The organism is Planomonospora sp. ID67723 (assembly GCF_015711605.1).
In the GTDB taxonomy this organism is placed as follows: domain Bacteria; phylum Actinomycetota; class Actinomycetes; order Streptosporangiales; family Streptosporangiaceae; genus Planomonospora_A.
This window is the reverse complement of the sequence record NZ_JABTEZ010000004.1, coordinates 340,911-357,589: the sequence shown is the minus strand read 5'-3', so window position 1 is coordinate 357,589 and position 16,679 is coordinate 340,911. Positions and strand designations below refer to the sequence as shown.

Genomic DNA, 16,679 nt, shown 5'->3' with positions numbered 1-16,679 from the left:
CCCAGTTCCGGCTGAGTATGCGTACTCATCTTGTTGTGCTCGGTGCCGCTGGCCGCCGAGGCGGGGAGGTACCTGGCTTTCCAGCACGCCCGCAGGCCCGTACCCGGAGGCGGGATGCTCGAGCAGGCCCACCCCGGCGATCCGCTGCCGTTGCTGCCGCGTGAGCTCTTCCGGCCTGCCTGGGAGGTGTTCCTCCACGCACTGCCACAGCCTGCTTACTTTCGGGTCCCGGGTTGGATCTTGGCTGGTATTGCGTTCAATGAGGTAGGCGGCGATCCGCCATCGATCGATGACGCTGCGTTCGTGAAGAGGATGATGTTTGATGGGGTGGATGCCGCTCTGGCGACTTCGTTCGGACACGTTTCTATGCAGGTCATACTTGCTGCGCAAGTCCTTGGTTACCATCGATTGAAGGATGAGCGCGATATTGGCAATATCCTCTACACGCTAAAGAATCCTGCATCGAATCTATTTATTGTTGCGTCTTATATATCTATGCTACATAAGTATATGGGAGGTGGTCATTGGGGTGATGGGGAGGCAAGGTGGATCGCGGCGGTCTATAATGGAGGACTGGAGGGCTGGAAGTCTGCCAAGGCTCAACGTTATGCGCGGGACTTTATGGCAGCCAAGCCTATAGTGACAGAAATCCTTGGTGGAAAGTAGGGGGAAGACTTATGGTCAATCAAGGCGAGGATAATCGTGTCTCGAAGGGCGCTTCTAATTGGAGAGCGTGGCATGTAGCGGGCACGGCGACTTGGCTGCTATTTTTTTCGCTGAGCGCGCTTATCGCTCTTGCGGGCTTCGTTGTCAATGTATACGATTACAGCTGGAACACCGGCGAGCCTATAGGTGTTGATCCTGACGCCCTCCTTGTGGCGCGATTAATTTTCTATTTCGCTATTAGTATGAATATGCTTTCCATGACTCTAGCGCGTGCAATGTCAATGCGGGCCGCATCTCTTGTGTTGGGACTCGTGGTTATCGTGCGGCTAGCTTCTTTCCCTGGCTGACCTCGTGGTGCTTCAAAAGCTCAGGGGTATAACGGTCGACAGGCGTTCATGTTGAATATTCGTGTTGAATATTCATGTCGGAAGAATACTGCTAATAGTAAATGCCTATGCGAGAACGCTGGCAGCTCATGGATAAGCGCTGCAGCGGGGGAATGTACAAACAGCGGCTCTGTCGCAGATTCGGTGGCGACGGAACGTCCCGCCACGTCACGCTGAGCTGTGCTTGATGCCGACGAGCTACTGAGAGCGTGACTCATTTGGTGAGTCGGCGGTAGCAAATGAGAGCGGCAGCCAGCGCGACGAAGGACGCGAAGTGGTCCGCGCGGCGCTCGTAGCGGCGATGTAGCCGACGGCATCCGCTCAGCCAGGCGATGGTGGCTCTTCGAAGTTAAGCGGGGTTGAGGCATCCGCGGCTTCGTCGGGTGGTGGCGCAGCGGGTGCGTAGACGCTGGTTTTCCGGATTGCGGAAACCGTAGGCGTCTCGGGCGACCGTCTTGATCACTCGGTTGGTGCCCTCGGAGCCGGCGTTGGTGACGCCGGTCTGGATGAACGCGAGGATCTCGAGCCACCAGGTCTCGACCGTGCTCGCCAAGCGGTGGAGCTCGGGCAGGCCGGAGGCCGCGCATCGGTCGTAGAAGCGAAACAGCCGCTCGGCGATGAGCGTGCGATCGGGGTGCGTGCGGGCCAGCGCGAGCAGGTCGAGCAGGTCTTCCTTGGCGTTCCACGCGGCCAGGATCGGCACACCGATCCGCTTCGGCAGCGCCGCCAGGTCATCGACCATCGGATCAAGCTGCGCGCCGTGCATCCGGGCGGCCGAGCGGGTCAGCCGGTTGCGCAGCTCCCATTCCCGGTTGCCCTTGCGCCCGCGCCAACCCCGCACCTGGACGGTGACGCGGCGGCGGACCTCGGTGACGGCGGCGTTGGCCAACTGCACGATATGGAAGTGGTCGACCACCAGCCTGGCCTGCGGTAACACCGCCCGGACCGCGGACTTGAAGATGGTGCACATGTCGATCGCGACGAAGGCCACGCCATCGCGCCATGCCTGGCCGCGCTCGCCGAGCCAGCCGGTGACGGCGGCGCTGGTACGGCCTTCGACCTGACCGAGCAGCCCTTGCCCGCCCGAGATGTCGACGAAGCCGACATGCCAGCGGTCCACGACAGTCTGCCAGGTGTCGGTGGTCTCATCCCAGCTCCAGCGAGGCCGGCCACGGCGGATCTCATCGATCCCCAGCACCGTGACGGGGGCGGGCTGATCGGGCAGGACGCGGGCGGCGTGCGCGGTGAACGCCGCACAGGCCACCGGCCAGGACATGCCATGGTCACGAGCCGACTGCACGATCGTCCTCCCGCCGTCGGCGACCGCCGCCCCAGCGGCCTGGCGTAATCGCACCGTCAGCCGGGCCCGGGCCGGGACCTGGGCGACGTGCTCGGTGAACGTCCCGCGCGGGCAGGGCGACTCGTCGCAGTACCAGCGGCGTTTACGCCAGCGCAGGTCACAGCGGCGGCCCGCGACCGGCAGATCACGTGGGCGGGTGGTCACCCACTCCTTGACCCGGGCCGCCGGCGTCCCGCACTCGGGGCAGGCCCGGGCGGTCTCGTCGGCGGTGACCAGATGCACGATCGGCCCTTGTCCGTACTCATTTCCGTCCTGACGTGCTGTGATGACGTCGACGACGGCCAGGCCCTCCAGGCCCAGCAGCCGGGTCGTATCGTTGACCATGCTCGCGGCTCTTCTGTTGTCGTTCTTGCCTAGACAACAGGAATGATCAAGGAGAGCCGCGGGCTCCCTCAAGATGCGATCTCAGCCCCGAACAGCCCGGTGAGTGTTCGGACCCCGGCTAAGTTCGAAGAGCCGCGATGGTGCGCTCGATCACCCACCGATGGCGGCCCAGGCGCTGGCTGGACTCCACAGCGCGCCGCGCGATGTGCGGGGTGATGCCGCGCTGCCGCAGGAAACGCCGCACGCCCGGGTAGTCGTATCCCTTGTCGCCGTGCAGCTTGGCCGGGCGGCGTCGACGCCGCCCGCGCCGGGAACGGGTCGGCGGGATGGCGCGTACCAGCGGCTCGACGGCCAGGCTGTCATGGACATTGGCCGCCGAGATCGCCACGGAGATCGGCAGACCGGTCCGCTCGATGATCATATGGATCTTCGCCCCGCTCTTGCCGGGGCGTTCACAAGTACGGCTGAGCTGTGCGAATCCGAGGGTTCGATGATCGCTTCCCGGACACATGATGATCGTTTCCCAGTGCTCGCAGTCCGTCCAGGAAGTGATCGACTACCGGCTCGCCAGGGGTTCCCGCTCCGGCGAGCCCAACGCCGGAGGGGCTTCGGGTCGAAAACGTGGTGGCGCACGCGCTGCAGCGCCTGGCGCATCTTCTGCACAACGACCCCGTCGTGGCGGCGGCGTTCGCGGAGACGCCGGCCGCCGTCCGAGGTCTACAGCGGCTGCCGTCCGAACTGGTCACAGCCGGGCTGTCGCCGTCATGCCGGCAGCGGTCAGCGCGGCGAGCAGGGCCCAGGCGGGAGTGAAGCTGTCGGTCAGGTCGGTGAGCAGGCCGAGCACGGGTGGTGCCAGGATGACCGCCACCTGGTTGACGGCCATGGCCAGGCCGAGGGTGAAGCCGGTGTGGGCCGGCGGCGCCGATTCGGCGGCGTAGGCGACCCAGGGGCCATACCAGCCGATTCCGAAGAAGCCGAGCCAGATGAAGAGCAGGCAGGCTGCGACGGGGGATCGGCCGATGGGGGTCGTCAACGCCGTCATCCCGATGATCACGGCGGTCAGGCAGGTCAGGACGCAGGCGTAGCGGCCGGATCTGTGGCGGTCGCTCCAGGCCGCCAGGCAGATACGGCCCAGCGCACCCGCGCACTGGACCGCGACGTAGACCAGGGCCGCCGGGGCGGAGTCCATGGACGTAACCTCGTGCAGGTACAGCACGGTGAGGACGCCCACGCCGCTGTGCACCGACACCATGCTCGCACCGGACAAGATGATCTTCTTCATGTACGGTTCGCGGAGCAGTTCCAGCCGCACGCGGGATGTGGTCGGTATGGGGCGTTGGCCCGGTGGGCGCCGATAGAAGCCTATGAAGGCGACGGCGCCTGACAGTGCGACGAGCGCACCGGCTAGGAGCGTCGACCGCCAGCCGAAGGCCGTTGCCAGTGCGGGAAGTGCGAAGGCGGCGAGGACTCCCCCGAGGTCGCGTCCTCGGAGCGGTGTAAAAGGCTCGACGAGGTAGGTGCCGTGGGCTGATCTTAAGCGGCTGCTGTTTCGGGTGTCGAGTCGGTGGCCGGGGTGGTTGTCGGGTGGATCCGGCTGGGCGGGGCAAGCAGGGCGCGGCGCAGGTCTTGCAGGGTGCGCAGGCCCTTGGAGGTCATGGTGAAGCCGCGCCAGCCGCGCCAGCCGCGGGAGGCGCGGTCCAGCACCGCCCAGACCAGGCTGACGCAGGAGGTCTCGCCGGGGAGGCGGCCGATGACCTTGACCCGGCGGCGGGTCTCGCCGAAGGTGCGCTCGATGAAGTTGGAGTGGCGGATGCGCTTGTGGTGCTCGACCGGGAAGCGCAGGTAGGTCGTCAGCGCGGCGCGGTCGGTCAGCAGGCTCTTGACCGCCGCCGGATAGCGCCCGCCCCAAGTGTCGGCGAAGGCGTCGATGCGGGCCTGGATGCAGGTGACCAGGCCCTGACCCGGTTCGATCTCCTTGTCGTCGCCCTCCTGCAGGCCGCTGAGATCGAAGATGTCCCAGAAGGCGGCCTTGATGGTGGCCTGGTCTCCGGCACTGACCTTCGAGAGCACATTGCGGCATTTGTGAAGTCGTCAAGAAATAAGGCGTCGCTTTCTGATCATGGACTCGTTGAAGTGGTATGGCGATCTCCAGCGAGGTTCACGAGCAACTCGCGGCACGGTGTGCGGTGTTGCTGCCGCATCTCAATGAGCGTCAGCGGCGCCTGCTGCTCGGTCAAGAAGCGCGGTTGCTCGGGCATGGCGGGGTTCGGCTGGTGGCGGCCGTGGCGGGAGTTTCGGAGACGACGGTTCGCGCTGGGGTGGCCGAACTGGAAGCGGGTGAAGAGCCTCTGCCCGATGGCCGGGTGCGACGGGCCGGAGGCGGCCGCAAGCTGGCCGAAGCTCTCGATCCCAACCTGATCACCGCCCTGTTGACACTGGTGGAGCCGGACGAGCGCGGCGATCCGACCTCACCACTACGCTGGACGACCAAATCTCTGCGGAACCTGGCCGAGGAACTGACCCGGCAAGGCCATCCTGTCTCCGCGCCAACCGTGGGCCGGCTGTTACGCGGCCAGGGCTTCAGCCTTCAGGCCAACGCCAAGACCCTGGAGGGCACCCAACATCCTGATCGCGATGTCCAGTTCCGGTACCTCAACGAGCAAGTCAAGCAGCACCAGACGGCCGGCCAGCCGGTGATCAGCATCGACGCCAAGAAGAAGGAGCAGCTCGGGCAGTTGCCGAACCCGGGGCGGCAGTGGCGCCCGAAGGGTGATCCGGTGCAGGTGGAGGACCACAGCTTCTACTTCATTGGCCCGGACGTTGAGGTGGCCATTCCGTTCGGCATCTACGATTTGACCCGCGATTCCGGCTGGGTGAACGTGGGCACCGACCATGACACCTCCGTCTTCGCGGTGGAGTCGATCCGCCGCTGGTGGCGCGCACGCGGACACCTCGACTACCCCAGCGCCGACCGCTTGCTGATCACTGCGGACTGCGGCGGTTCCAACAGCTACCGCTACCGGCTCTGGAAGGCCGAACTGGCGGCGTTCGCCGCCGAGACCGGCCTGACGGTGACCGCCTGCCACTTCCCGCCCGGCACCTCCAAGTGGAACAAGATCGAGCACCGGCTGTTCTCCCACATCACCCTCAACTGGCGAGGCAGGCCACTGACCAGCCACGAAGTCGTGGTGAACAGCATCGCGGCCACCCGCACCCGCACCGGGCTGCGCGTGCATGCCGAGCTGGACACCGGCGCCTACCCGACCGGAATCTCCGTCAGCCGCGACTACCTCCGCTCACTGCCGATCAGCGCCCATGAGCACCGGGGAACCTGGAACTACACCATCGCGCCCACCGGCCCCGGCAGCACCGCCCTGAGCACCGACGAGCGGGAACAGTCGCGCACCCGCACCTTGGCCATGCTGGCCGATCCCCGGCTGACCGGCATGACCCGCGAAGATCTGGATGCCTTGTGCGGTCTGCTGGCGCCCGCGCAAGCGGCCCAGGCCGAGCAGCGCAAGTTCCAGACACGCGGCCGCCGACGCCTCAAGGCTCCGGGCAACCACGGCCGGCCTCTGCTGACCCATGCCGACCGTGTCCTGGTCACCGTCATCTACCTGCGTCAGGTCTGCCCGCAGAAAGTCCTGGCCACTCTGCTCGGCACCAACGCTGTCACCATCGGCGAGGCGATCCGGGAAACCCGCGCCCTCATGGACGAACAGAAGATCACGCTGGGCCAGACGACGCACTACTTCTCCCAGGCCCAGGATCTACGTGACTGGCTCGACCACGGCGCGGTCACCAGTCAGATGCACATCTTCCAGGCGCTGACTCACCCGCAGCTGACCGGCATGCCTCTCCGCGACTTCCACGCCCTGGCCGAACGGCTCGTCATTCCCTACCAGGCCCTCCTCGAACAGCGCCGCCACCACCGCCGCGGCGGCGACCGACGACCGGGAACGCGCCGTGGCGTCTTCCCACAGAAGATCACCGACATCGACCGCATACTGGCCACCGTCCTGGCCCAACGCCGCCTATGCAACCAACAGACCCTGGCCGATCTGTTCGGCGTCAGCCGCGGCACCATCCGCAACGCCGTCGATGACGTCCTTCCCCTGCTCAAACAAGACGGATATCTGCCCGAACCAGCCACCCGTCACTTCGCCACGGCTGCAGACGTTCTTGCGTTCGTCACCAGTACTCCCGGCGACGAAACGCCAGGTTGAATTTTCACAACTTCACAGTGGGTGCGGCAGCGCTGCCAGGCCGCGCCCGCCAGCGTCGCGCCGACCGCCTCCACCAGCCCGCGGTGGGCGTCGGAGACGACCAGCAGCGGTGGACGCAGCCCGCGTCCGGCCAGATCGGTGAGGAAGTCGTGCCAGGCGTCGGTGGACTCGGCGGCGGCCGGGGCCAGGCCGGCGAAGACGGGCTTGCCGTCGGTGGTGATGCCCCAGGCGGCCAGGACCGGCTCGGCGCGCTGCCCGTCGTGCATCTTGAAGTGCGAGGCGTCGCAGAACAGGTAGTCCAGCTCGAGCGCCGACAGGTCGCGGCGGCACCAGGTGTCGTACTCGGTGACGATGGCCTGGCAGATCGCTGAGACCGTCGACTTCGACAGGGCGGCTTCGGGGCCGAGGGCGTCGGCCAGGGCGCCCTCGACGTCGCGGACCGACAGGCCGCGAACGAAGGAGGCGATGACCAGTGTCTCCAGCGCGTTGGTGCGACTCACGCCGGTGCCGAACAGGCGGGAGGCAAACGTTTCGGTGGTGCCGCGCAGCTTCGGGCGGGCGATGGTGATGGGCCCGCTGGTGGTCTTGACGGTGGTCGGGCAGTGTCCGTTGCGGTGGCCGGGCCGTACGGCCTGCTGCTCACCGGCAGCGGAGACGGCGGCGGTGCGCTGGTAGCGGGCGCGGCCGAGGAAGGCGTCCACCTCGGCCTCGACGGCGGTCTGGATGATCAGGCGGGCGCCGAGACGGGCGACGTCCTCGATGACCTCGACCAGGTCACGGCCTTCAGTGAACAGGGCGTCGATCTCGGCGTGGATGGCTTGAACGGGCGGTAGTGTGCGTGCCACGAGCGTAGGTCCTTGCGTCGTGCGAACTTTGGACGGTTCAGCACGGCAACCTACGCTCGTTCTCTTTTACACCGCATCTCGGATGTGACCGCGCCGCTGCGACGAGTAGCAGCGCCTGAAGAGCGGCTAGACCCTCGAGGAACAACGGGCCAAGGACACGCATCAAAGTGGATCAAGCACCGGGGTGAGCGTTCAGGGCCGGACCATCGTGTCCCGTTTCATATATTTAGCGGAGAAAATCACGATTAGTGCTGCCTGAGAGGTCCCATGGTCACGTTGGAGGCGGCCGACTGCATGCCGCGCGCGGCCAGGAACGCCCGGGTCGTCATGACGCTCCAGTCGGTCTTCGGGGCGCTGGCTATCGTGATGCTTTCCATCGTGCTCGTCGGCACGCTCGACACGCCGGCCCAACCGGAGGGATCGACCAGGCTCCTGCTCCTGAGCCTGGGCTTGGGAACCGCTCTCACCGCGCTGACCAGTTGGCTGGTGCTCAGATGGGATTCGCGTAAGCGGGGCGTATGGAGCGCTGCGCTTCTCCTCCAGAGCCTGCTGGCGCTCTTCGCCGTCGCCGGCGTGGTGTTCGATCCCGCTTCCGGGATCACTGACTTGCTCGGGTTCAACTTCGTGACGCCGGTCATCGTCACAGTTCTGCTGCTTCTTCCCTCGGTGAGGGCCTGGTTCGATCGCTGACCGAACAGCAGCACTCCCCCGCCGATGGTCCAGGCCGCGCTCCGCCATACCTCTTCGGCACTGACCATCATGCTCTCGCGCTCCCAGCGGCGGGGTGCCGCGGCGGGACCTAGTGTCCTGCACCTGAAATTCGTCGGCAATATTTAGCGAGGGATTCCAGGATCTCTTCGGCGCTCTTGGTCCACACGAACGGCTTGGGATCATCGTTCCACTGATCCATCCAGGCGCGGATGTCCTTCTCCAGGGCCTGGACGCTCTTGTGGACTCCCCGCCGGATCAACTGCTCGGTCAGATAGCCGAACCACCGCTCGACCTGGTTGATCCACGAGGAGCCGGTCGGGGTGAAATGCATGTGGAACCGAGGATGACGAGCCAGCCACGCCCTGATCGCCGGGGTCTTGTGCGTTCCGTAGTTGTCGCAGATCAGGTGGACGTCCAACTCGGCGGGGACGCTCTTGTCGATGGTGATCAGGAACTTCTTGAACTCGGTGGCGCGATGCTGTCGGTGCAGTTCACCGATCACGGTGCCGTCTTCGACGTTGAACGCGGCGAACAGGCTGGTGATCCCGTTGCGCACGTAGTCATGGGTGCGGCGCTCGGGCATCCCCGGCATCATCGGCAGCACCGGCTGGGACCGGTCCAGGGCCTGGATCTGCGATTTCTCATCCACACACAGCACCACGGCCCGCTCCGGCGGGTTGTGATACAGGCCCACGACGTCGACGACCTTCTCCACGAACAACGGATCGCTCGACAGCTTGAAGGTGTCGGTCCGATGCGGCTTGAGTCCGAAGTCCCGCCAGATCCGCCCGATCGTCGACCTGCTCAGCCCGCTGCGCTCGGCCATCGAGGCCCGTGACCAGTGCGTGGCCCCTGTGGGCGTCTCCTCCAGTGTCGCCACCACCACCTGTTCGACCTGGTCCAGGGTGATCGACGGCGGCCGGCCCGGCCGCTGTTCGTCGATGAGCCCCTCCAGTCGCAGCCGGCTGAACCGGGTCCGCCATTTGGACACCGTATCGGGATGTACCCGCAGTTCAGCGGCGATCTGCTGGTTGTCCTTGCCGTCCGCACACGCCAGCACGATCTTCGACCGCATCGCCAGGACCTGTGACGATTTGGCCCGTCGTGCCCATCGCTGCAGCGTGGCTCGTTCCTGGCCGGTCACCGTCAACTCCGACTTCGGTCGTCCTGGACGCGCCTGGTCGATCAGCCCGTCGATCCCGCCGTGGGCGAAGGCCGCCCGCCATTTGCGTACCGTGGCCAGAGCTGCTCCCAGGTCCCGCGACACCTGCGCGTTACTTGCCCCCGGCTCGGCACACGCCAGCACGATCTTCGCCCGGATCGCCCGCCTCGACGGTTCCGCCGACATGCCGATCAGCCGAGCACGCTCAGCCTCACTCAGATGGATCTCCACCGCCGATGGACCAGGATGCGACATACGAATCAGCATAGAAACTTATGCGGCGAATTTCAGGCGTATGACACTAGGAGCTGTTCGAGGTTCGGATCATGTGGTTGAGGTGAGGAACTTCAGCCACATGATCGAACCTCGAAGGTAGAGTCCAGCCTCGTAGCTCTCCGGGGCCTTGTCATAGCGGGTCGCCAGAGCGCGCCAGGTCTTGATCTTCTGGAAGCAGCGTTCAACGGTGTTGCGCTCCTTGTAGAGATCGGTGTCGTGACTGACGGGCCGACCGCCCCGGCTGCCCTTCCTCCTGCGATTGGCGGCCTGGTCCTTCTTCTCCGGGATGACCGCCTTGATGTGGCGTTTCCTCAGGTAAGCACGGTTGGAACGGGAGGAGTAGGCCTTGTCCGCGGCGAGGGCGCCCGGCCGGGTGCGGGGCCGACCGACCGGACCGGGAACGCGGATCTTGTCCATGACGGTGATGAACTGCGGGCAGTCGGCGGCCTGGCCGGGCGTGAGCACGAAGGCCAGCGGCAACCCTCGGGTGTCGACCGCGGCATGGACCTTGCTGCTCAGCCCGCCGCGGGACCGGCCGAGCCCGGCGGCCTTGGTCCGGGCCCTGCGGCGTCGCCGCGCAGCGGCGCGATCCTGCTCCGACGAGGTGTCCGCGCCGGGTGTCACCGGAGGCGCATCACCCGCAGCACCGGCGGCTGCTCCGATAGCGGAGCCCCCTTTTCCTCGGTCAGGGCCTGCTCCAGCGCATCCAGGGTCTCCCCGGCCACGGCCAGACCGGCCGATTCTTGATGCGCCCGCACGATCGTGGAGTCCACGCTGACCAGTTCCAGCCCGACCTGCCCGCGCGATGCCGCCTCAGCGATCAACGCGTCCATCAGCCCTTGGAACACCCCGGCCTTGACCCAGCCGTTGAACCGGGAGTAGAGCGTGGACCAGGGCCCGTAGCGTTCGGGGACGTCACGCCAGCCGGACCCGGTGCGAAAACGCCACAGGATCCCGTTGAACTGATCACGCACCCGCCGCGGCAGCGGCCCGGTGGCCGCCACCGGCAGATACGGCTCGATCAACGCCCACTCGGCGTCCGTCACATCAAAACGCGCCACATCCGAGTTCTACCAGCCGCCGGCCCGCCACCGGGCCCTACCTAGATCCGAACCCCAAACAGCTCCTAATAGCGATGGTCAGAGGCACGAAAGCCTACTGGACGGTCGGGCCGGGCGCCCAGCAGTACCTTGGGCATCCGGCCCGGCCGATACCGCACAGCTTCACCGTTCTGTCTGGTCACAGGAACCAGATCGTCCCAGGTCATGGCCCTGAATCCGATCGCCCCGCCAATCCGGTCCCCGATGCCGCACCGGGACGGGCTGCCGAAACCCGGCCCTGGAGAGCGGTACGGAAACTCGCGCTGAGCTGGACCAATCCGCCTACTTTGCGGCTCGCCGCAGCTAATGGAGGTGCAACCGCCCCTCAGGAAGAGGGAAGAACGGTTGTGCAGCCAGCCGGCCGGTGAGCACTTGGCGTAGCGGGGCCGTCGATGAGCCCTACCCGAAGATCGTGCCCCGGCCGGCCGGTGAGAAGGGTCGATGGCTGGTGGGATGAGGTGCCGAGGTCCGAGCACTGATCCATTAGCGCGCCGCTGTCCTTCTCATGGCTGATCCGATCACCGGACACGGAGGGAGCACTACATGATCTTCGTAGGGATCGACTGGGCCGAACACCACCACGACGTGTGCCTGCTGGACGCCGACGGAGGCGAACTCGACCACGCCAGGATCACCGACGGCGCAGCCGGAGCGCGCCGGCTGCATGAGCTGATCGCCCGTCACACCGACGACCCCGACCAAGTGGTCGTCGGGATCGAGACCGATCACGGGCTGCTGGTCACCGCGCTACTGGCGACCGGCTACCGGATGCACGCGATCAACCCGATGGCCGCGGCCCGCTACCGGGAGCGGTACGCCACCTCCCGCGCCAAGTCCGACCGGGCCGATGCCCGGGTGCTGGCCGACGTCGTCCGCCTCGATCGCCACCGGCACCGCCCCATCGCCACCGACTCCGACCACGCCGAGGCGATCAAGGCCCTGGCGCGGGCGCACCAGCAGCTGATCTGGGCCCGCCAGCGCCAGGTCAACGTGCTGCGCAGCCATCTGCGGGAGTTCTACCCGGCCGCGCTGCAGGCCTTCGACGACCTGACCGCACGCGACGCGCTGGCCGTGCTGGCCAAGGCTCCGACCCCGCAGGCGGGCCGGGCTCTGACCCGGGCGCAGACCACCGCGGCGCTGCGCCGCGGCGGACGGCAGCGCTACCTGCCGACCCGCGTCGAGCGCATCCAGACCGCCCTGCGTTCTGAGCACCTGGAGGCGGCGCCGATGCTCACCACCGCCTTCGGCCACGCGGTGCAGGCGCTGGTGGGCGTGATCGCCGAGCTGACCGCCCGCATCGACGCACTCGAAGAACAGGTCAACCGGCTGCTCGATGCCCACCCCGACGCGCAGGTCGTGCGCAGCCTGCCCGGCCTGGGCGGAGTCGTCGCCGCCCGGCTTCTCGGCGAGTTCGGCGACGCCCCCGGCCGGTTCACCGACGCCAAGGCCCGCAAGGCCTACGCCGGCACCGCCCCGGTCACCCGCGCCTCCGGCACCCGACAGGTTGTCCTGGCGCGCGTCGCCCGCAACCGCCGCCTGTTCGATGCCTGCTATCAGTGGGCGTTCGCCGCGATCCGCTGCTCACCCGGCGCCCGCGCCCTCTACGACCGGCGCCGCGCCGCCGGCGCCGGCCATCACGAGGCTCTGCGGGTGCTGGCCAACCGCCTGGTCGGCATCTACCACGGCTGCCTGCGCCACCACACCCGCTACGACGAGCAACGCGCCTGGGGCGTCCGGATCAGGGCCGCTGCCTGACGGTGCTCCTACGGTGAAATCCCCCTAGGAGCACCAGGTCTGGCTAAGCGCCCGCTACCGCACGTTCCGCCGCCATGATGGCGTTGCGGAATAGCATCGCGACGGTAGTGGGTCCCACTCCGCCCACGCGCGGTGTGATCGCACCCGCAACGCTCTCGACCGACTCGTCCACGTCCGGTAGCAGGCGGCGGCCCGCGTAGCGGACCCCGCCACCGACCACGACCGCGCCGGGTTTAACGTGCTCGGGCTGGATGATGCCGGGCACGCCCGCCGCGGCTATGAGAATGTCGGCTCTTCGCGTATAGCGCGCCCAGTCGGGCACACCGGTATGGACCACGGTGACGGCGGCGTTGGCGGTCGGGCGCTTCTGGCTGAGCAACATGGCAAGCGGCCGTCCAAGGGTGGCGCCACGGCCCAGGATGACGACCTCCCGCCCGGACACGGCAATGTCGTAGTACGCGAGCAGCGCCTCGATACCCGCCGGCGTGCACGGCAACGGACCAGGCATGCCGAGGGCCAGGCGACCCATGTTGAGCGGGTGCATGCCGTCGACGTCCTTATCCGGGTCCATGGCTTGCAGCGCGGCGTCATAGTCGAGCTGTTCGGGCACCGGGTACTGCACCAGCAGTCCATGCACTGTCGGGTCATCGTTGTAGGTCGCGATAGCGGCGTGCAGATCGGCCTGAGTGGCACCAGCGGGCAGGTGCGTATGCGGTGAATCGAAACCGAGCTCGGCGGCCTGACGCTGCTTGATACGGATATATCCGGCACTGGCGTCATCGTCGCCGACGAGGATCGTGGCCAGAGACGGAGTGACGCCCTTCTCGGTGAGTACGGCGGCGCGGGCGGCCACGTCGTTGAGTACACTCTCGGCGACCGGGCCGCCGGGCAGCATGCGTGCGCTGGACATGCGTCTCCTCGGGAGTGGTCGCCCAGGCGGTCGGCTTCCACAACGAGCTCCCCGATGGTCGATTCCATCCCCTTGCCGCCAGTCGCGCTCTCTAGGATGCCCGGCATTCGAGCAAACTGCGATGGCTCGGTGCTTCCAAAGGCGTCCGTATCAACGCTGCCGCTTGACGGCTTAGCACTGTGTGGCTCTGTAGGTGAGTTGTGACAGCGTTTGTCGGTCGGCTGTGACAGCGATCGTTTGTGGCGCACGGCGATGTCGCTGAGAAGTAGCAGCGCTCTCGGGCTTGCGGTGGAACGATGGGTGTGCTCCTCAACGTGAGGGGGATCCGGTGCAACCGAAGTCCAAGGTCGAGTTGTACGCGGCGATCCGCCGCGATTCCCGTGCAGGCCTGGCGAGCAGGGCTTTGCAGAGTAAGTACGGGGTGGGCTTTCGCACGATCGAGAAGGCCTTGGCATCGGTCTGGCCGGAGCCACGTAAGCCGCTGCCGCCCCGACGGTCACGGTTGGACTCGTTCAAGCCGCTGATTGATCAGATGCTGCGGACGGACCTAGACGCGCCACGTAAACAACGGCACACGGCCAAGCGCATCTTCGACCGGCTGCTGGAGGAGCACGATGCTGATCAGCTGTCATACGGCATGGTGCGCGACTATGCCCGCAAGCGGCGCCCGGAGATCCGATTACAAGAGGGACGGGATCCCCCACAGGTCTTCATCGAGCAAAGTCATCGTCCCGGTGCCGAGGCGGAGGTGGATTTCGGGGATGTGTGGATCCGCCTGGCCGGTGAGCTGACCCGGTGTTATCTGTTCTCCTTCCGCCTGTCGTGGTCGGGCAAGGCCATCCACCGGATGTTCCTGACCTGCTCGCAGGAGGCTTTCTTCGAAGGTCATGTGCACGCGATGACCATGCTGGGCGGGCTGCCGTCGGACAAGGTGCGCTATGACAACCTCAAGCCCGCAGTGGCCAAGGTGCTGGGCTTTTCCCGGGCCCGCGTGGAGAGCGAACGCTGGGTCGCCTTCCGTAGCTGGGCCGGGATCGAAGCCTTTTATTGCCGACCGGGTGTGGAGGGAGCGCATGAGAAGGGCGGGGTGGAGGGCCAGATCGGCTGGTTCCGCAGAAACCACTTCGTCCCGGTGCCCGATGTGGCCTCGCTTGCCGAGCTGAATGCGCTGATCGATAGCTGGGACCGGCACGATGAGCGGCGCCGGATTCGGATGCGGACCCAGACCATCGGCGAACGCTTCGCCCAGGAACAATCGCTGCTGAGGCCGCTGCCGATCGAGCCGTTCGAGATCGGCCGTCTGCTCACCCCGCGCGTCAACCTGCACAGCCAGATCACCGTGCGCACCAACCGCTACTCGGTGCCCATCCGTCTGGCCGGTCACCCGGTGCGGGTGATGCTGTTCGCTTCTCACCTGGTCGTCTATCACAAGGGCGTGGAGGTCGCCCGGCACGAGCGGCTGATCGCCAAGGGCGGGGCCCGGCTGGAGCTGGATCACTATTTGGAGGCCTTGGCGCACAAGCCCGGTGCGCTGGCCGGGGCCACCGCGCTGGAGCAGGCTCGGGCCGCCGGCACCTTCACCGCTACGCATGAGGCCTGGTGGGCCGCGGCGCGCAAAGCGCACGGGGAGGCCGCTGGCACCGGGGAGCTGATCGAGGTCTTGCTGCTGCACCGGCACATGGCTCACCACCACGTGGTTGCGGGCATCGCGGCCGCGCTGAAGGTGGGCGCGTTGAGCGCGGACGTCGTCGCCCTGGAGGCGCGCAAGATTGCCCAGGCCGGCGACGGGTCTGCGGCCGAGTCCGCGCTGCCCCGCCCAGAGCACTTGGTCTGGATCGATGAGCCCGCGGTGATCTCGCTGACCACGCGGAGGCTGGCCCAGTTGCCACCCGATACCCGGCCGCTGCCGTCGGTGGCCGTCTACGACCAACTGCTGCGCCGTCGCACCGGCGGCGCTCAGCCCGCATCCGAGGGAGAAACGCCATGACCACCTTTCACCGCCGCGGGCTGACCGAGGAAGCGGCCGAGGCCTCGATCTATGCGGCCTGTCAGCGGTTACGCCTGCCGACGATGCGCGGACAGTTCACCGACCTGGCCGGGCGGGCCGCCCGTGATCAGATGAGCTATCTCGGCTTCCTGGCCGAGTTGCTGCTGGCTGAATGTGATGACCGGGACCGGCGCACCTCGGAGCGGAGGATCAAGGCGGCAGGCTTTCCCCGGCAAAAATCGTTGCGGGAGTTCGACTTCGAGGCCAACCCCAACATCGACCCGGCCGTCATCCACACGCTGGCCACCAGTGATTGGGTGCGCAAGAGCCTGCCGTTGTGTCTGATCGGCGACTCGGGAACCGGCAAGTCACATCTGCTGATCTCACTGGGCACCGAGGCCGCGATGGCCGGGTTCAAGGTCAAGTACACCCTGGCCGCCAAGCTGGTCAACGAGCTGGTCGAGGCCGCCGATGAGAAAGTACTAACCAAGACCATCGCCCGCTACGGCCGTGTCGATCTCCTATGCATTGATGAGCTCGGCTACATGGAGCTGGACCGGCACGGAGCCGAACTACTGTTCCAGGTTCTCACCGAAAGAGAGGAGACCAACAGTGTCGCGATAGCGTCAAACGAGTCGTTTTCGGGATGGACTAAGACATTTACCGAACCGCGGCTCTGTGCCGCTATCGTCGACCGCCTTACCTATGGCGGCAACATCATCGAGACCGGTACAGACTCCTACCGACTAGCACAAACTCGCGCTCAAGCCGACATCACCGCTGGCCAGAAGCGTGCCACCGGATAATCGGGGATAGAGCCGGGACGCCGGGAAAGAGGCTGTGGCAAGCAGCGGCCACACCGGCCATCACGTACCCTTTGTGGACATTCATCCGGTTTCAGGTGCCTTGTGAGCGTGACGTGTCCATGATCAGACTTCCTTCTCCCTACGCTCCCGGGGAACCCGACTGGA

General features: G+C 66.4%; 9 protein-coding genes, 6 pseudogenes and 1 riboswitch. Of the genes and pseudogenes, 6 read left to right on the top strand and 9 right to left on the bottom strand.

Features of this window, described 5'->3' with window-relative positions:
- The first annotated feature begins 114 nt into the window (after nt 1–114).
- On the top strand, nt 115–666 hold the full coding sequence (locus HS041_RS28305; protein ID WP_196443881.1) for a hypothetical protein: 552 nt from the start codon (nt 115–117) through the stop codon (nt 664–666).
- Nucleotides 667–1,266: 600 nt separating this feature from the next.
- Here HS041_RS28305 and HS041_RS28300 read toward each other — a convergent pair.
- From HS041_RS28300 to HS041_RS38735, 5 genes and pseudogenes are all read right to left on the bottom strand, one after another.
- A pseudogene (locus HS041_RS28300) lies at nt 1,267–1,389 on the bottom strand (IS5/IS1182 family transposase); the annotation flags it as partial.
- Between the two features lie 12 nt (nt 1,390–1,401).
- On the bottom strand, nt 1,402–2,736 hold the full coding sequence (locus HS041_RS28295) for an ISL3 family transposase (RefSeq protein WP_196443880.1): 1,335 nt from the start codon (nt 2,734–2,736) through the stop codon (nt 1,402–1,404).
- A 127-nt stretch (nt 2,737–2,863) separates the two neighbouring features.
- Nucleotides 2,864–3,247 (bottom strand): annotated as a pseudogene (locus HS041_RS28290) (transposase); the annotation flags it as partial.
- 231 nt (nt 3,248–3,478) lie between these two features.
- Nucleotides 3,479–4,201 (bottom strand): annotated as a pseudogene (locus HS041_RS28285) (MFS transporter); the annotation flags it as partial.
- Between the two features lie 68 nt (nt 4,202–4,269).
- A pseudogene (locus HS041_RS38735) lies at nt 4,270–4,824 on the bottom strand (transposase); the annotation flags it as partial.
- A gap of 50 nt (nt 4,825–4,874) precedes the next feature.
- On the opposite strand from HS041_RS38735, the gene HS041_RS28280 reads away from it, so the two are divergent.
- Nucleotides 4,875–6,962: an ISAzo13 family transposase gene (locus HS041_RS28280; protein ID WP_196443878.1), complete on the top strand. Its 2,088-nt coding sequence runs from the start codon at nt 4,875–4,877 to the stop codon at nt 6,960–6,962.
- A gap of 17 nt (nt 6,963–6,979) precedes the next feature.
- On the opposite strand, the pseudogene HS041_RS28275 reads toward HS041_RS28280, so the two are convergent.
- Nucleotides 6,980–7,807: pseudogene (locus tag HS041_RS28275) on the bottom strand (IS256 family transposase); the annotation flags it as partial.
- 267 nt (nt 7,808–8,074) lie between these two features.
- On the opposite strand from HS041_RS28275, the gene HS041_RS28270 reads away from it, so the two are divergent.
- Nucleotides 8,075–8,497, top strand: a complete 423-nt coding sequence (locus tag HS041_RS28270) for a hypothetical protein (RefSeq protein ID WP_196443876.1) — start codon at nt 8,075–8,077, stop codon at nt 8,495–8,497.
- Nucleotides 8,498–8,606: 109 nt separating this feature from the next.
- Here HS041_RS28270 and HS041_RS28265 read toward each other — a convergent pair whose 3' ends face one another.
- Nucleotides 8,607–9,947: an IS630 family transposase gene (locus HS041_RS28265; protein WP_230879130.1), complete on the bottom strand. Its 1,341-nt coding sequence runs from the start codon at nt 9,945–9,947 to the stop codon at nt 8,607–8,609.
- 57 nt (nt 9,948–10,004) lie between these two features.
- A pseudogene (locus tag HS041_RS28260) lies at nt 10,005–11,017 on the bottom strand (IS5 family transposase).
- 582 nt (nt 11,018–11,599) lie between these two features.
- Between HS041_RS28260 and HS041_RS28255 the strand changes: the two are divergent.
- Nucleotides 11,600–12,811, top strand: a complete 1,212-nt coding sequence (locus HS041_RS28255; RefSeq protein WP_196443875.1) for an IS110 family RNA-guided transposase — start codon at nt 11,600–11,602, stop codon at nt 12,809–12,811.
- A 43-nt stretch (nt 12,812–12,854) separates the two neighbouring features.
- Here the strand turns inward: HS041_RS28255 and HS041_RS28250 are convergent, their stop codons facing one another.
- Nucleotides 12,855–13,721 (bottom strand): bifunctional 5,10-methylenetetrahydrofolate dehydrogenase/5,10-methenyltetrahydrofolate cyclohydrolase, encoded by an 867-nt coding sequence (locus tag HS041_RS28250; RefSeq protein ID WP_196443874.1) that lies wholly within the window; start codon nt 13,719–13,721, stop codon nt 12,855–12,857.
- A 13-nt stretch (nt 13,722–13,734) separates the two neighbouring features.
- A riboswitch (ZMP/ZTP riboswitch) is annotated at nt 13,735–13,817 on the bottom strand.
- Nucleotides 13,818–14,049: 232 nt separating this feature from the next.
- On the opposite strand from HS041_RS28250, the gene istA reads away from it, so the two are divergent.
- Both istA and istB read left to right on the top strand, forming a co-directional pair.
- A complete protein-coding gene (gene istA, locus HS041_RS28245) occupies nt 14,050–15,708 on the top strand; it encodes an IS21 family transposase (RefSeq protein ID WP_196443873.1) in 1,659 nt (552 codons plus the stop codon).
- Nucleotides 15,705–16,514, top strand: coding sequence for an IS21-like element helper ATPase IstB (gene istB / locus HS041_RS28240; protein ID WP_196443872.1), 810 nt, complete (start codon nt 15,705–15,707; stop codon nt 16,512–16,514). The genes istA and istB overlap by 4 nt, the downstream gene beginning before the upstream one ends.
- Nucleotides 16,515–16,679 lie beyond the last annotated feature (165 nt).

What these genes read in the sequence shown, in the direction of transcription:
- HS041_RS28255 (WP_196443875.1), top strand. Translation starts at nt 11,600, where the DNA reads ATGATCTTCGTAGGGATCGACTGGGCCGAACACCACCACGACGTGTGC.
- istB (WP_196443872.1), top strand. Translation starts at nt 15,705, where the DNA reads ATGACCACCTTTCACCGCCGCGGGCTGACCGAGGAAGCGGCCGAGGCC.
- HS041_RS28295 (WP_196443880.1), bottom strand. Translation starts at nt 2,736, where the DNA reads ATGGTCAACGATACGACCCGGCTGCTGGGCCTGGAGGGCCTGGCCGTC.
- HS041_RS28270 (WP_196443876.1), top strand. Translation starts at nt 8,075, where the DNA reads ATGGTCACGTTGGAGGCGGCCGACTGCATGCCGCGCGCGGCCAGGAAC.
- HS041_RS28250 (WP_196443874.1), bottom strand. Translation starts at nt 13,721, where the DNA reads ATGTCCAGCGCACGCATGCTGCCCGGCGGCCCGGTCGCCGAGAGTGTA.
- HS041_RS28280 (WP_196443878.1), top strand. Translation starts at nt 4,875, where the DNA reads ATGGCGATCTCCAGCGAGGTTCACGAGCAACTCGCGGCACGGTGTGCG.
- HS041_RS28265 (WP_230879130.1), bottom strand. Translation starts at nt 9,947, where the DNA reads ATGCTGATTCGTATGTCGCATCCTGGTCCATCGGCGGTGGAGATCCAT.
- HS041_RS28305 (WP_196443881.1), top strand. Translation starts at nt 115, where the DNA reads ATGCTCGAGCAGGCCCACCCCGGCGATCCGCTGCCGTTGCTGCCGCGT.